General features: G+C 61.4%; 14 protein-coding genes. 8 read left to right on the forward strand and 6 right to left on the reverse strand.

What is annotated here, in order from left to right; all coding sequences use genetic code 11:
- The first annotated feature begins 242 nt into the window (after positions 1 to 242).
- From OS035_RS17130 to OS035_RS17140, 3 genes are all read left to right on the forward strand, one after another.
- Positions 243 to 1,064, forward strand: a complete 822-nt coding sequence (locus OS035_RS17130) for an AraC family transcriptional regulator (RefSeq protein WP_097627273.1) — start codon at positions 243 to 245, stop codon at positions 1,062 to 1,064.
- A 67-nt stretch (positions 1,065 to 1,131) separates the two neighbouring features.
- Positions 1,132 to 1,836, forward strand: coding sequence for an AzlC family ABC transporter permease (locus tag OS035_RS17135; protein ID WP_183781113.1), 705 nt, complete (start codon positions 1,132 to 1,134; stop codon positions 1,834 to 1,836).
- Positions 1,833 to 2,135 carry an AzlD family protein gene (locus OS035_RS17140; protein WP_183781116.1) on the forward strand — a complete coding sequence of 101 codons (303 nt, stop codon included), beginning with the start codon at positions 1,833 to 1,835 and terminating at the stop codon, positions 2,133 to 2,135. The genes OS035_RS17135 and OS035_RS17140 overlap by 4 nt, the downstream gene beginning before the upstream one ends.
- A gap of 25 nt (positions 2,136 to 2,160) precedes the next feature.
- Here OS035_RS17140 and OS035_RS17145 read toward each other — a convergent pair whose 3' ends face one another.
- The 6 genes from OS035_RS17145 to OS035_RS17170 form a co-directional block, all read right to left on the reverse strand.
- Entirely contained in the window at positions 2,161 to 3,657 is a 1,497-nt protein-coding gene (locus tag OS035_RS17145; RefSeq protein ID WP_049734132.1) for a replicative DNA helicase, read from the reverse strand.
- A 327-nt stretch (positions 3,658 to 3,984) separates the two neighbouring features.
- Positions 3,985 to 4,563, reverse strand: coding sequence for a 50S ribosomal protein L9 (gene rplI / locus OS035_RS17150; protein ID WP_049733920.1), 579 nt, complete (start codon positions 4,561 to 4,563; stop codon positions 3,985 to 3,987).
- Positions 4,564 to 4,584: 21 nt separating this feature from the next.
- The gene (locus tag OS035_RS17155; protein WP_442967703.1) at positions 4,585 to 5,505 is read right to left on the reverse strand and encodes a DUF2232 domain-containing protein; all 921 of its coding nucleotides are present in this window, start codon (positions 5,503 to 5,505) and stop codon (positions 4,585 to 4,587) included.
- Positions 5,506 to 5,719: 214 nt separating this feature from the next.
- Entirely contained in the window at positions 5,720 to 5,968 is a 249-nt protein-coding gene (gene rpsR / locus OS035_RS17160; RefSeq protein WP_003547038.1) for a 30S ribosomal protein S18, read from the reverse strand.
- Between the two features lie 14 nt (positions 5,969 to 5,982).
- Positions 5,983 to 6,450, reverse strand: a complete 468-nt coding sequence (gene rpsF / locus OS035_RS17165) for a 30S ribosomal protein S6 (RefSeq protein WP_003574183.1) — start codon at positions 6,448 to 6,450, stop codon at positions 5,983 to 5,985.
- Between the two features lie 314 nt (positions 6,451 to 6,764).
- Positions 6,765 to 7,808: an aldo/keto reductase gene (locus OS035_RS17170; protein ID WP_097626935.1), complete on the reverse strand. Its 1,044-nt coding sequence runs from the start codon at positions 7,806 to 7,808 to the stop codon at positions 6,765 to 6,767.
- Positions 7,809 to 8,022: 214 nt separating this feature from the next.
- On the opposite strand from OS035_RS17170, the gene fabD reads away from it, so the two are divergent.
- From fabD to mltG, 5 genes are all read left to right on the forward strand, one after another.
- Positions 8,023 to 8,967: an ACP S-malonyltransferase gene (fabD, locus tag OS035_RS17175; RefSeq protein ID WP_097626937.1), complete on the forward strand. Its 945-nt coding sequence runs from the start codon at positions 8,023 to 8,025 to the stop codon at positions 8,965 to 8,967.
- Positions 8,968 to 9,005: 38 nt separating this feature from the next.
- On the forward strand, positions 9,006 to 9,743 hold the full coding sequence (gene fabG / locus OS035_RS17180) for a 3-oxoacyl-[acyl-carrier-protein] reductase (RefSeq protein ID WP_097626939.1): 738 nt from the start codon (positions 9,006 to 9,008) through the stop codon (positions 9,741 to 9,743).
- Between the two features lie 286 nt (positions 9,744 to 10,029).
- Positions 10,030 to 10,266 (forward strand): acyl carrier protein, encoded by a 237-nt coding sequence (locus tag OS035_RS17185; protein WP_003547058.1) that lies wholly within the window; start codon positions 10,030 to 10,032, stop codon positions 10,264 to 10,266.
- A gap of 93 nt (positions 10,267 to 10,359) precedes the next feature.
- Positions 10,360 to 11,622 (forward strand): beta-ketoacyl-ACP synthase II, encoded by a 1,263-nt coding sequence (gene fabF, locus OS035_RS17190; protein ID WP_097626941.1) that lies wholly within the window; start codon positions 10,360 to 10,362, stop codon positions 11,620 to 11,622.
- Between the two features lie 186 nt (positions 11,623 to 11,808).
- Positions 11,809 to 13,047 (forward strand): endolytic transglycosylase MltG, encoded by a 1,239-nt coding sequence (mltG, locus tag OS035_RS17195; protein ID WP_097627274.1) that lies wholly within the window; start codon positions 11,809 to 11,811, stop codon positions 13,045 to 13,047.
- Positions 13,048 to 13,050: the final 3 nt, after the last annotated feature.

Genomic DNA, 13,050 nt, shown 5'->3' on the forward strand with positions numbered 1-13,050 from the left:
GTCTAAAGCATGTCGCGCAAAAGTGTGCAGCGGTTTTGCGATAACGACATGCGTAAACACAAAGAGCTAAAGCGCAGGGAGCGAATCTGAAAGATCGCGACGCTTTGGAGAGCATTATGGCCAAGGCAGGTCACATACCACCCTTTGCCTGTCATCTGATCACTTTTGTTCAAGACGCGTGCAGGCTTCCGCGATAATCTCAGTGGATGCAGAACGTATCGCAAAAAGAGGCGGCGGCGGCCATGCCGCTTGCGAACGTGGAATCGGCCCGCTTCTGGCGGGATGGCCGCTTCCGCGACATGGAGTGTTTGAGCGCCACCTTCCTGACGCACGAATATGCGCCGCATGCGCATGACACGTTCAGCATCGGCGCAATAGAAAGCGGCAGCCAGATCGCCACTCTCAGCGGCAGGCGGGAGGAAACCGGCCCGGGCGACCTTTATCTCATCGATCCCGGTGTCATCCATGACGGCGCTCCGGGCGGAGAGGGCTACCGCTACCGGATGATCTATCCCGATATGAAGCTGTTCGTCGATATTTTGGAGGATGTCACCGGCAAGGCCTTCCATGCGACGCCCTCTTTCTCCGGCGGGCTTCCACGCGATCCACAGCTCGCCAATGCCTTCCACGCCGCCCATCGAACGCTTGAGAGCGGGGCAGGCGCGCTGGAATCGGATGAGGGAATGTTTTCGGTGCTGGCAGCGATCTTTGCGCGTCACGGCAGCGCAATCATCGTTCCTGTCGATACGCAGGAACGAAGCGCGGTGGCCCGTGCCCGCGAATACCTCATCGAGAACTTCGACAGCGATGTCGGGCTCGAGGAGCTGGCCGGAGTGGCGGGTTTGAGCCGCGCCCACCTCATCCGTGCCTTCCGCAAGGAATATCACATTACCCCGCACGCTTTTCTGACGGATCGGCGCGTGCAGGTGGCCCGTCGGCTGCTGCGCCAGGGGCGCATGCCTGCCGATATTGCGCTCGAATGCGGTTTTGCCGATCAGGCGCATTTCACCCGACACTTCAAGGCACGGACAGGCGTAACACCAGGTCAATTCCGCACGGGCTGATCACTTTCGTTCAATACGGCCCTGGCTGGCCGGGCTAATCCTCCGCGATCTTGATCAGGAGGTTGCCATGTTGCAGCACAGCCGGCCATCCGGCGAATTTTTTGCCGGAATGCGCGCCATTTTTCCGCTTGTTGTCGCCGTGTTACCGATCGGCCTGGTGTTCGGCGCGGTCGCAGCCACCAAGGGGCTTTCCCCGTTGGAAACGACGCTGATGAGCGCGCTTGTCTTTGCGGGCGGTTCGCAATTCGTGGCCATGGACATCTGGACCCATCCGGCAAGCTGGATCGGCGTCGGCTTTGCAGCCCTGCTGGTCAATATCCGTCACGTGCTGATGAGCGCGTCGATCGGCACGAAGATGCAGTCCTTCTCCGGCGTCAAACGGTATGTTGCCATGCTATTCCTCGCAGATGAACTGTGGGCCATGGCGGAATTCCGCGCGGGAGCCACACGACTGACACCGGCCTGGTATGCGGGCATCGTCACGCCCTTCTACCTCACCTGGGTCGGCTCTTCGCTGACAGGCGCACTGCTCGGCGCCTTTTTCGGCAATCCAACGGTCGTCGGCCTCGACTTCGCTTTTCCGGCTGTCTTCATCGTGCTCGTCATGGGTTTCTGGAAGGGGCCGGAAACCGGCGCCGTCCTTGCGGCAAGTGGTGCCGCGTCCGTTGCGGTCCACCACTTCGTGCCGGGGGTCTGGTATATCGCCGCCGGCGCTCTGGCCGGGCTGGCAACGGCCCTATGGCAGCACAGGGCGCGGGAGCAGGCGGCATGACGCTCGATCTCAACATCTTCATCGCCATCCTCGCGATGGCCGCCGCAACGGTGTTCACCCGCGTCAGCGGCCTCGTGTTGCTCCATCATGTCGAGATGAATGAGCGGCGGAGAGCGGCGATCGAGGCCATTCCGCCGGCTGTGCTGATGGCGGTCATTGCCCCGACCGCCTTTGCGGCGGGCTGGGCAGAGACCTTGGCCTGCGCGGCAACGGCAATCGCCGCGCGCCGTTTGCCAATGCTTATGAGCGTCGTGATTGGCGTCGCAACGGTTGCCCTGTTGCGGGCCGCCGGGCTTTAGCTAAGGAAATCGACGCGGGACCGCGTCAATGTTCCTCGTAATGTGTGAAGGAGGGATCGGCGAGATCGGCGAAGCGGGTGAATTCCGACTGGAAGGCGAGCTTCACCGTGCCCGTCGGCCCGTGACGCTGCTTGGCGATGATGACGTCGGCGGTGCCCTTCACTTTGTCGAACAACGCTTCCCATTCCGGATATTTCGGATCGTTGATGTCGCGCGGCTCCTGGTTCTTGACGTAATATTCCTCGCGGAACACGAAGAGCACGACGTCGGCGTCCTGCTCGATCGAGCCGGATTCGCGAAGGTCGGAAAGCTGCGGCCGCTTGTCGTCGCGGCTTTCGACCTGACGCGAGAGCTGCGACAGCGCGATGATCGGAACGTTGAGTTCCTTGCCGAGCGCCTTCAGGCCGGTGGTGATCTGGGTGATTTCCTGCACGCGGTTGTCGCTGGATTTTCCCGAGCCGGTCATCAGCTGGATATAGTCGACCACGAGCACGTCGAGGCCGCGCTGACGCTTGAGACGGCGCGCGCGCGCCGACAGCTGGGCGATCGAGATACCGCCGGTCTGGTCGATATAGAGCGGCACTTTCTGCATCATCATCGAGCAGGCGACAAGCTTTTCGAAATCGGCATCATTGATGTCGCCGCGGCGGATCTTCGATGAGGAGACTTCCGTCTGCTCGGAGATGATACGGGTGGCAAGCTGTTCCGACGACATTTCGAGCGAGTAGAAGCCGACGACGCCGCCGTTTTTCGCCTTCATGCTGCCGTCCGACTGGACTTCGCCTTCGTAGGCGGCGGCGATATTGTAGGCGATGTTGGTCGCAAGCGAGGTCTTGCCCATGCCGGGGCGTCCGGCAAGCACGATCAAGTCCGAACGCTGCAGGCCGCCCATCTTGGAATCCAGCGAATGGATACCGGTGGAAATGCCGGAAAGCCCGCCGTCTCGTTCCTTGGCGACGGCGGCCATGTCGATCGCCAGCGCAACCGCATCGTTGAAGGCCTGGAAGCCGCCGTCATAGCGGCCGTTTTCCGCCAGTTCGAAGAGGCGGCGTTCGGTATCCTCGATCTGCGACTGCGGCGGCATGTCGAGCGGCGCATCATAGGCGATGTTGACGACATCCTCGCCGATGGTGATCAGCGCCCGGCGCAGCGCCAGGTCGTAGATCGCCCGACCGTAATCCTCGGCATTGATGACGGTGACGGCGTTGCTGACGAGGCTCGCCAGATATTGCGACACCGTCATGTCGCCGACCTTCTCGTCGGCCTTCAGGAAGGTCTTGATCGTCACCGGGTTGGCGATCTTGCCCATGCGGATGATATCGCCGGCAACCTCGAAGATCTTCCGGTGCAGCGGTTCGTAGAGATGGATCGGCTTCAGGAAGTCGGACACCCGGTAATAGGCGTCGTTGTTCATCAGGATGGCACCCAGAAGCGCCTGCTCGGCTTCGATGTTGTTGGGTGCTTCGCGATAATGCTGCTCCGAGGGGGCAACGGCTGCAATCTTTCGAGCGGCGTCGTTCATCATCATCCGTTCTGTCTTTTTCCAGCTCCGGATTTGCAATTCCGGACGCGAAAATCAAGAGGCCGCGAAAGGAGCGAGGGCTCGCTTCGCTTAAATCCTGAACGCTGTGCACGTTGTTCGACTTCTCCACAGTCCCGGGCAACACAAAGGAGAAATACTGTGAGTGTCACCCGTATGACACGGCATGGCGCCGACTCAGCCCATTCATTTCGGAGAATGTTATTTTAGCGCGATGCCATAAGGCCCGCAGCAAAAACATCCGGAAAATCCCCAACGAAAAAGCCCGGCGCGATGGCCGGGCTCCTGTCGCGGATTGCTCCGGCGATATTATGCTTCGTCTTCGTCGACGCCGTCAGCTTCCGGATCGAAGAAATCTTCCGGACGCAGAGCGTCTTCGTCGACACCGTAGATGGCGTCGACCGAGGTGAGTTCTTCACCCTTGGCCTGGCGCTCTGCCTCTTCGGCGGAACGGGCAACGTTCAGCTCGACGTGGATTTCGACTTCGGCATGCAGCTGCAGCTCGACCTTGTGCAGGCCGATCGCCTTGATCGGCGTGTTCAGGTGAACCTGGTTGCGGCCGATGTTGAAGCCTTCGGCGGCGAGAATCTCGACGACGTCACGGGCGGCGACCGAGCCGTAGAGCTGGCCGGTTTCGCCGGCGGAGCGTACGACGATGAAGGACTTGCCGTCGAGAACGTCGGCGACCTTCTGGGCTTCCGACTTGCGCTCGAGGTTACGGGCTTCGAGCGTCGCGCGCTCGGCTTCGAAGCGGGTCTTGTTGGCGGCGTTGGCGCGCAGCGCCTTGCCAAGCGGCAGCAGGTAGTTACGGGCAAAACCGTCGCGAACCTTTACGGTTTCGCCCATCTGGCCGAGCTTGGAGATGCGTTCGAGAAGGATGACTTCCATTTTCTTTTACCTTTCTGTGTCTCAGATTTTCGTGTCGGATTGTTTGGGGGCATCAGCATCTTTCGTCGGGGTCAGCGCGATCGCCTTGCGCGTATCGCTGAGACCGAGGACGAGGATGAGGAAAGCTGGCAGCAGCATGAGCATCGAGGCCAGGTAGCTGAGGATGAGGGCCGGTAGGCGCCAGTCCTTGCCGCGCGTGCGGAAATGCAGCGAGGCGAAACCGGAAAGCATGAAGCCGGCGCCGAAGGTGCCGATCACCGTCGCGCCGACCAGCGCCGGCACGCCGCCGAAGAAGCAGGCGGCAAGCCCGGCGAGGAAGATGAAGATCGAGTTGCGGTTCATGCGCAGCGAGGAGGGGATGTCCTCGCGCGGGCGAAGGCCGCGGCCGGAGGCTGCGACGATGCGCACGGCAAAATAATAGGCGGCAAACAGCATAGACACCCACATACCGCCCTGCATCGCCGGCAGCATCAGCACGATCAGAGATTTGGTCTGCGCGGTCGCCGTCGGATCGGGCATGAATTCCGGTTGCTGCTCCTTGACCGAGGCGATCAGCAGATCGACGATCTGATCGGTGATGGCGGGCCCGTAGCCGATCATCACGCCGATGACGATGACGGCGAGCGTCACCAGGCCGCAGAGATGCAGCAGAATATCGGAGAGCGGATACCAGGCAAGCAGATGGTCCGGGCCGCCGAGTTCGGAAGCCGGCCGCGCGAGATTGGCGAGATGGCTGAGCCAGCCGGCCGGCAACAGCGTCACCAGCGTCATGATCAGCGCGAAAGAGGGGGAGATGAGGGCCGCGCCGAGTGCGGCTGCTGTGACGACAGCGGCGATGGCCGCGGCATTGCCCCAGCCGAGCCCGACGATCAAAATCGGCAGCGCCGAGGCCGTATAGAGCAGCGCGCTGAAAAACGACGGCTGCATGCTCGCCCCCAGCATCAGCAGGAAGGCGGTCAATCCGGCGAGTGCGCCGATCAGCAGCGTTTTAACGTTCGGTCGGTTCAAGGTCGCTGTCCTGCTTCATCAAGCAGTTAGAGGATGTTGCTGAATCGAATTCAGAAACGTCTCAACATGGGTTTTTAGAGTTCCGATCCGCGCCCATCGCGGAAGGGAGGCGCCCCCCGGATCAGCAATCCGGGGGTCACATATTCTATTAGGCGACGACGTAGGGCAGCAGGCCGAGGAAGCGGGCACGCTTGATCGCCTGGGCGAGTTCGCGCTGCTTCTTCTGAGAAACGGCCGTGATGCGCGACGGAACGATCTTGCCGCGCTCGGAAATGTAACGCTGCAGCAGACGTACGTCCTTGTAGTCGATCCGCGGCGCGTTGGCGCCGGAGAACGGGCAGGTCTTGCGGCGGCGATGGAACGGGCGGCGGACCGGAGCGGAGGAAGTTTCAGACATATCTTAGGTCTCCCTTATACGCGGTCTTCGCGCGGACGGCGCGGACGGTCTTCACGGTCGCCGAAGCCACCTTCACGCGGCGGACGCGGGCCGCGGTCACGATCACCGAAGCCGCCTTCACGCGGGCCACGGCCGCCTTCACGCGGACGGTCGTCGCGGTCGCGCTTCTGCATCATGGCAGACGGACCTTCTTCATGCTTCTCGACGGCGATCGTCATGTAGCGAAGAACGTCTTCGCTGATGCGCATCTGACGTTCCATTTCCTGGACGGCAGCAGCCGGTGCATCGATGTCCATCAGGGCGTAGTGTGCCTTGCGGTTCTTCTTGATGCGGTAGGTGAGGGACTTGAGGCCCCAGTTCTCGATACGCCCGACTTTACCGCCGTTAGCTTCGATCACACCCTTGTACTGTTCTACGAGGGCATCGACCTGCTGGGCGGAAATATCCTGCCGGGCAAGGAATACATGTTCATAAAGAGCCATGACAGCTTTGCCTTTCTTGCGTTTGGTTCAACCCGATATTCGGCGGCTAAGCCTCAACGACTGCTCCTGATTGGGCGGACCCAGGCAAGAAAGCGTTTCCGAGACGGTCGAGAGCGGAGACACGGGAGGCTGGAACGCTTCCGTTCCGAACGATTTCCAAGCGGAAACCGGCCCTCCGTTCAGCCACCAGCCAGAAGACCGGGTTAACGAACAGGGCGGCTTATACGGATTTTTCGCGGGAAGGCAAGCCCAATCGGACATGCAAGCCCAACGCAGGCCGATCGGTCGCGTCGGGCTGGACGAGAGGAACAGGATCAGAGCGGCAGCGGATACTGCCGGTGCACCTTGGCGATCTCCGCCAGTACCTCGGCCGAAAGCGTCAGGTCGGCCGCGCCGATGTCGACTTTCAATTGCTCCATCGAGGTTGCGCCGATGATGGCCGAAGCCATGAAGGGCCTGGACAGGCAGAAGGCGAGCGCCATTCCCGCCGGGTCGAGACCATATCGGGCGGCGATCTGCAGATAGGCCTTGGTCGCCGGCTCCTGCAGCGGCTGCAGGCGGCCGCCGATATCGTGGTTGATCGAGCCGCGCGAACCCTTCGGCCTGGCGCCACCGACATATTTGCCGGATAGGATGCCGCCGGCGAGCGGCGAATAGGCGAGCAGCCCGACATCCTCGTGATGCGAGAGCTCGGCCAGATCGAGGTCGAAATGGCGGTAGAGCAGATTATATTCGTTCTGGACGCTGGCAACGCGCGGCAGGCTCTTTTGTTCTGACAGCGTCAGGTATTTCTGGATGCCCCAGGTGGTTTCGTTGGAAAGGCCGATCGCCCGGATCTTGCCTTCCTTGACCAGTGCGCCGAGTGTTTCAAGAATGTCGAGCATATTGGCGACGGCCTTGTCGCGATCCTGGTTGAAAGGATTGTAGCTCCAGTTCTGGCGGAAATGGAAATGGCCGCGGTTCGGCCAGTGGATCTGGTAGAGGTCGACATAATCCGTCCGCAGCCGCTTCAGGCTGGCCTCGAGCGCCAGCCGGATATTCCTGGCATCAGCACCTTCGCCGCCGCGCAAATACTCGCGGCCGCGGCCGGCGACCTTGGTCGCAAGCACGATATCTCCGCGTTTGCCTGATTTGCCGAACCAGCTGCCGATATAGTCTTCGGTCCGGCCCTGAGTTTCGGCCGAAACCGGGGTGGTAGGATAGAGTTCGGCGGTATCGAAGAAATTGACGCCCTTTTCGACGGCGTAATCCATCTGTGCATGCGCGTCGGTTTCGCTGTTCTGCGAACCCCAGGTCATGGTGCCAAGGCAGATTTCTGAAACGGAAATGTCGGTGCGGCCGAGTGAATTGTACTTCATGTGAAAACCTTGGGAGAGAGCTGAAGCCTTGGGGAGGACCGGGCAAATCTAGGCCGGATTTGGCGGAGCGCAAGAGTAAAAACCTGGCTTTTCCGCCGGTCCGGAAGGCTTTGCAGAGAATGGGCCGCCACTTGACTCTGCCGGAAAGAATGTCAATTGGAGGCAAAACGCCTCGCGGGGCGCGCAATCAGGGGCATGAGCCAGGGATACGAGAATGACCATTGCTTTCACTTTTCCCGGTCAGGGCAGTCAGGCCGTCGGCATGGGCAAGGATCTGGCCGAGAATTTCGCGGAAGCCCGCGCCGTTTTCGACGAGGTTGATGAGGCGCTCGGTGAAAGTCTTTCCGACGTCATGTTCAACGGTCCCGAGGAGACCTTGACCCTGACGGCGAACGCCCAGCCGGCGCTGATGGCCGTCTCGATTGCCGTCGTCCGCATTCTTGAGGCCAAGGGGTTGGATCTGAAGTCCAAGGTCGCCTATGTGGCCGGCCACTCGCTCGGCGAATATTCTGCCCTGTGCGCCGCCGGCACCTTTTCGCTCACTGACACCGCGCGGCTGCTGCGCATCCGCGGCAACGCCATGCAGGCGGCCGTCCCCGTCGGCGTCGGCGCCATGGCGGCGATCATCGGCCTCGAACATGCCGACGTCGTCGCTGTCTGTGAAGAGGCTGCGGCCACCGGCGCCTGCCAGATCGCCAACGACAATGGCGGCGGCCAGATCGTCATTTCGGGCGAGAAGGCAGCCGTCGAAAAGGCCGCCGGGCTCGCCACCGACAAGGGCGCCAAGCGCGCCATCCTGCTGCCGGTCTCGGCACCCTTCCATTCGGCACTCATGGCGCCCGCCGCCGACGCCATGCGCGAAGCACTGGCAAAGGTCGCCAAATCAGATCCCGTCGTGCCGGTCATTGCCAATGTCCGCGCCGCGCCCGTGACCACAGCCGACGAGATCGCCAACTTGCTGGTCGAGCAGGTGACCGGTCAGGTCCGCTGGCGCGAGACGGTGGAATGGTTCGCCGGCAATGGCGTCACGACGCTCTATGAACTTGGCTCCGGCAAGGTGCTGACCGGCCTTGCCCGCCGCATCGATAAGACAATCAACGGAATCTCCGTCAACGGTCCGGCGGATATCGACGCGACTGTTACCGCCCTCATGGCCTGATTGGTATTTCCAGATATCCAGATATAAGGAACGTTTCCATGTTCGATCTTTCTGGCCGCAAGGCTCTCGTCACCGGCGCATCGGGTGGTATCGGCGAGGAAATCGCCCGCCTTCTCCATAAGCAGGGCGCCATCGTCGGGTTGCACGGCACCCGCGTCGAGAAGCTGGAAGCCTTGGCGGCCGATCTTGGCGAGCGCGTCAAGATCTTCCCGGCAAACCTCTCCGACCGCGACGAGGTCAAGGCCCTCGGCCAGAAGGCCGAAGCCGAACTCGAAGGCGTCGACATTCTGGTCAACAATGCCGGCATCACCAAGGACGGCCTCTTCGTGCGCATGAGCGACGAGGATTGGGACGCCGTTCTCGAAGTGAACCTGACGTCGACTTTCCGCCTGACGCGCGAATTGACGCATCCGATGATGCGCCGCCGCTATGGCCGCATCATCAACATCACCTCCGTCGTCGGCGTTACCGGCAATCCGGGCCAGGCCAATTACTGTGCCTCCAAGGCCGGCATGATCGGCTTCACCAAGTCGCTCGCGCAGGAAATCGCCACCCGCAACGTGACGGTCAACTGCGTGGCGCCCGGCTTCATCGAAAGCGCCATGACCGGCAAGCTGAACGACAAGCAGAAGGAAGCGATCATGGGGGCAATCCCGATGAAGCGCATGGGCACAGGGGGGGAAGTTGCTTCGGCTGTCGCTTATCTTGCCTCCGCCGAGGCTGCCTATATGACGGGCCAGACGCTGCACGTAAACGGCGGCATGGCGATGATCTGAAACGACAAACCGCTGGCATGGGAGTATTTCCGCCAATAGCATGTTGAGCAATCACGAACCGTTGATTTTCTCGCTTTGCGGCGGACCTAAAGCATGTTAAGCGGGCCATGACTGTCAACAGTCGTCCCGAGAAAGCAGACGGACCGGCGGGCTTTTCGCAAGCCTGGGACATCTCTGAAGCCGGGTAAACGAGTTTGCCGAGGATGTCTGAAAACATCGCAGGCTGAAACAGGGTAGGGGTGCCGCAACGGCATTCCGATCAGGACATAAGGTCGAGGAAACCGACATGAGCGATATCGCAGAACGCGTAAAGAAAATTGTTATTGATCATCTTGGCGTCGATGCCGACAAGGTCGTCGAGAGCGCCAGCTTTATCGACGATCTAGGCGCTGACTCGCTCGACACGGTCGAACTTGTCATGGCTTTCGAAGAAGAATTCGGCGTTGAAATTCCTGACGACGCTGCCGACTCGATCCTGACGGTCGGCGACGCCGTTAAGTTTATCGAGAAGGCCCAGGCCTGATTCTGTAATTTTGATAAAGGGCGGGCCTGGAGTCCGCCCTTTTCTTTTCGGCCTATTTCTCCATAGAACATAACAGACGGGGGAAAGCACGCGATGAGACGTGTCGTCATAACAGGTACCGGCATGGTATCACCCTTGGGATGCGGAACCGAGGTGACGTGGTCCCGGCTGCTTGCCGGTCAGAACGGCGCCCGCCTCGTCACCGAATTCGAGGTCGACGACCTTCCCGCCAAGATCGCCTGCCGTATTCCGATTGGCGACGGCACCGACGGCACCTTCAATGTCGATCAGTGGATGGAGCCGAAGGAGCAGCGCAAGGTCGATCCCTTCATCATCTACGGCATGGCTGCCGCCGACATGGCGCTTGCCGATGCCGGCTGGCATCCCGAGACCGATGAGGACCAGATCGCTACCGGCGTGCTGATCGGCTCCGGCATCGGCGGCATCGAAGGCATCGTCGAGGCAGGTTACACCCTGCGCGACAAGGGCCCGCGCCGCATCTCGCCTTTCTTCATTCCGGGCCGCCTGATCAACCTCGTCTCCGGCCAGGTCTCGATCCGCCACAAGTTGCGCGGACCCAATCATTCGGTCGTCACCGCCTGCTCGACGGGCGCGCATGCGATTGGCGATGCCGCGCGGCTGATTGCGCTTGGCGACGCCGACGTCATGGTCGCCGGCGGCACGGAATCCCCCGTCAGCCGCATTTCGCTCGCCGGCTTTGCCGCCTGCAAGGCGCTGTCGACCCAGCACAACGACGACCCGCAGAAGGCCTCGCGCCCCTATGATCGCGACCGCGACGGCTTCGTCATGGGCGAGGGCGCCGGCATCGTCGTGCTCGAGGAACTGGAACATGCCAAAGCGCGTGGCGCCAGGATCTACGCCGAAATCGTCGGCTACGGCCTGTCGGGCGACGCCTATCACATCACCGCGCCGTCCGAAGACGGCGAGGGCGCCGGCCGCTGCATGGCGATGGCTCTGAAGCGCGCCGGGCTGACCCCGGCCGATATCGATTATATCAACGCTCACGGCACCTCGACCATGGCCGACACGATCGAGCTTGGCGCCGTCGAGCGGCTGGTCGGCAATGCGGCATCGAAGATCTCCATGTCCTCGACCAAGTCGGCGACCGGACACCTTCTTGGTGCTGCCGGCGCGATCGAGGCGATCTTCGCCACGCTCGCCATTCGCGATAATGTCGCGCCGCCGACGCTCAACCTCGACAATCCCGAACGCGAGACGGCGATTGATCTTGTTCCGCACAAGGCGCGCGAACGGGAAATCAATGTGGCGCTGTCCAATTCGTTCGGATTCGGCGGCACCAACGCGTCGCTCGTCCTGCGCCGTTACGCGCAATAGAGTCTCGTACGCGCGGTGTAATGGGTGTCCCTTACACCGCAAACCGGGCCGGTCCTTCACATTGCGTAACAGCGTGTGCGGGAGCATAACGGCCGGCAGCGGCGCCATTGAACGGCGGCAGAACCTGCTTTTGCCGCATTGCTTCGCGAAATAGCGAAGTGAGGGTCAAGTTTTAGAGGATTGCCGGTGAGCGATACGACGAACCAGAGCAACGATACCCCGCAGGGCGAGAACGGCCGGCAAGCGCAGAAGGGACCGATCATCCCGAAGTCGCCGAGCGAAGCCTTGCGTCCCGAGCGCGTTCCGGAGCCGCCTAAACGGTCCAAGAAAGCCCGCGGCCAGGTCGTTCTTTTCCTGAACTTCATCATGACGATGGCGGTGCTGGTCTGCGTCGTGGCCGTCATCGGCTTCTATTACGCCACGTCGACCTACCGGAACCCCGGTCCGCTGCAGACCAACACCAACTTCATTATCCGCAACGGCGCCGGTCTCGCCGAAATTGCCTCCAATCTCGAGCGCAATGCGATCATCAGCGATGCCCGCATCTTCCGCTATATCACGGCAACGCATCTGTCTGCCGGTGAGAGCCTGAAGGCCGGTGAATATGAGATCAAGGCCAGAGCTTCGATGAGCGATATCATGGAGCTTCTGAAGTCGGGCAAATCCATTCTCTATTCCGTTTCCTTCCCCGAGGGCCTGACGGTCCGCCAGATGTTCAACCGCATGCTGGAGGACCAGGTACTGGAAGGCGACCTGCCGGCCGCGCTGCCGGCCGAGGGCAGCCTGCGCCCCGATACCTACAAGTTCTCGCGCGGCACCAAGCGCTCGGAAATCATCCAGCAGATGGCGGCGGCACAGCAGAAAATCGTCGATCAGATCTGGGACAAGCGCGACTCCTCGCTGCCGCTGCGATCCAAGGAAGAGTTCGTCACGCTCGCCTCGATCGTCGAAAAGGAAACCGGCGTTGCCGACGAACGCGCCCATGTCGCCTCCGTTTTCCTGAATCGGCTGGGCAAAGGTATGCGCCTGCAGTCCGACCCGACGATCATCTACGGCCTCTTCGGCGGCGACGGCAAACCGGCCGACCGGCCGATCTACCAGTCGGACCTGAAGCGGGAAACGCCCTATAATACCTATGTCATCAAGGGCCTGCCGCCGACGCCGATCGCCAATCCCGGTAAGGATGCGCTTGAGGCCGTAGCCAATCCCTGGAAGACCCAGGACCTCTATTTCGTCGCCGACGGCACCGGTGGCCATGTTTTCGCAGCGACGCTCGAGGAGCACAATGCCAACGTCAAGCGCTGGCGCAAGCTCGAAGCCGACAAGGGCTCGGACCCGAACATCGCGGTCGACGGCCAGCCTGAGGAGCAGCCGGCGGATGACGGCGCTGCTGTCACGCCGCCGAAGAAAAAGAAGATCAACTGATAG

The organism is Rhizobium sp. 268 (assembly GCF_036571585.1).
Taxonomy (GTDB): Bacteria; Pseudomonadota; Alphaproteobacteria; order Rhizobiales; family Rhizobiaceae; genus Rhizobium; species Rhizobium redzepovicii.

Bases quoted from the DNA above. Each gene is read 5' to 3' on its own strand.
- rpsR (WP_003547038.1), bottom strand. From the start codon at position 5,968: ATGTCTGAAACTTCCTCCGCTCCGGTCCGCCGCCCGTTCCATCGCCGC.
- OS035_RS17135 (WP_183781113.1), top strand. From the start codon at position 1,132: ATGTTGCAGCACAGCCGGCCATCCGGCGAATTTTTTGCCGGAATGCGC.
- fabF (WP_097626941.1), top strand. From the start codon at position 10,360: ATGAGACGTGTCGTCATAACAGGTACCGGCATGGTATCACCCTTGGGA.
- OS035_RS17145 (WP_049734132.1), bottom strand. From the start codon at position 3,657: ATGAACGACGCCGCTCGAAAGATTGCAGCCGTTGCCCCCTCGGAGCAG.
- OS035_RS17140 (WP_183781116.1), top strand. From the start codon at position 1,833: ATGACGCTCGATCTCAACATCTTCATCGCCATCCTCGCGATGGCCGCC.
- fabD (WP_097626937.1), top strand. From the start codon at position 8,023: ATGACCATTGCTTTCACTTTTCCCGGTCAGGGCAGTCAGGCCGTCGGC.
- rplI (WP_049733920.1), bottom strand. From the start codon at position 4,563: ATGGAAGTCATCCTTCTCGAACGCATCTCCAAGCTCGGCCAGATGGGC.
- rpsF (WP_003574183.1), bottom strand. From the start codon at position 6,450: ATGGCTCTTTATGAACATGTATTCCTTGCCCGGCAGGATATTTCCGCC.
- OS035_RS17185 (WP_003547058.1), top strand. From the start codon at position 10,030: ATGAGCGATATCGCAGAACGCGTAAAGAAAATTGTTATTGATCATCTT.
- OS035_RS17130 (WP_097627273.1), top strand. From the start codon at position 243: ATGCCGCTTGCGAACGTGGAATCGGCCCGCTTCTGGCGGGATGGCCGC.
- OS035_RS17155 (WP_442967703.1), bottom strand. From the start codon at position 5,505: ATGCTGGGGGCGAGCATGCAGCCGTCGTTTTTCAGCGCGCTGCTCTAT.
- fabG (WP_097626939.1), top strand. From the start codon at position 9,006: ATGTTCGATCTTTCTGGCCGCAAGGCTCTCGTCACCGGCGCATCGGGT.
- OS035_RS17170 (WP_097626935.1), bottom strand. From the start codon at position 7,808: ATGAAGTACAATTCACTCGGCCGCACCGACATTTCCGTTTCAGAAATC.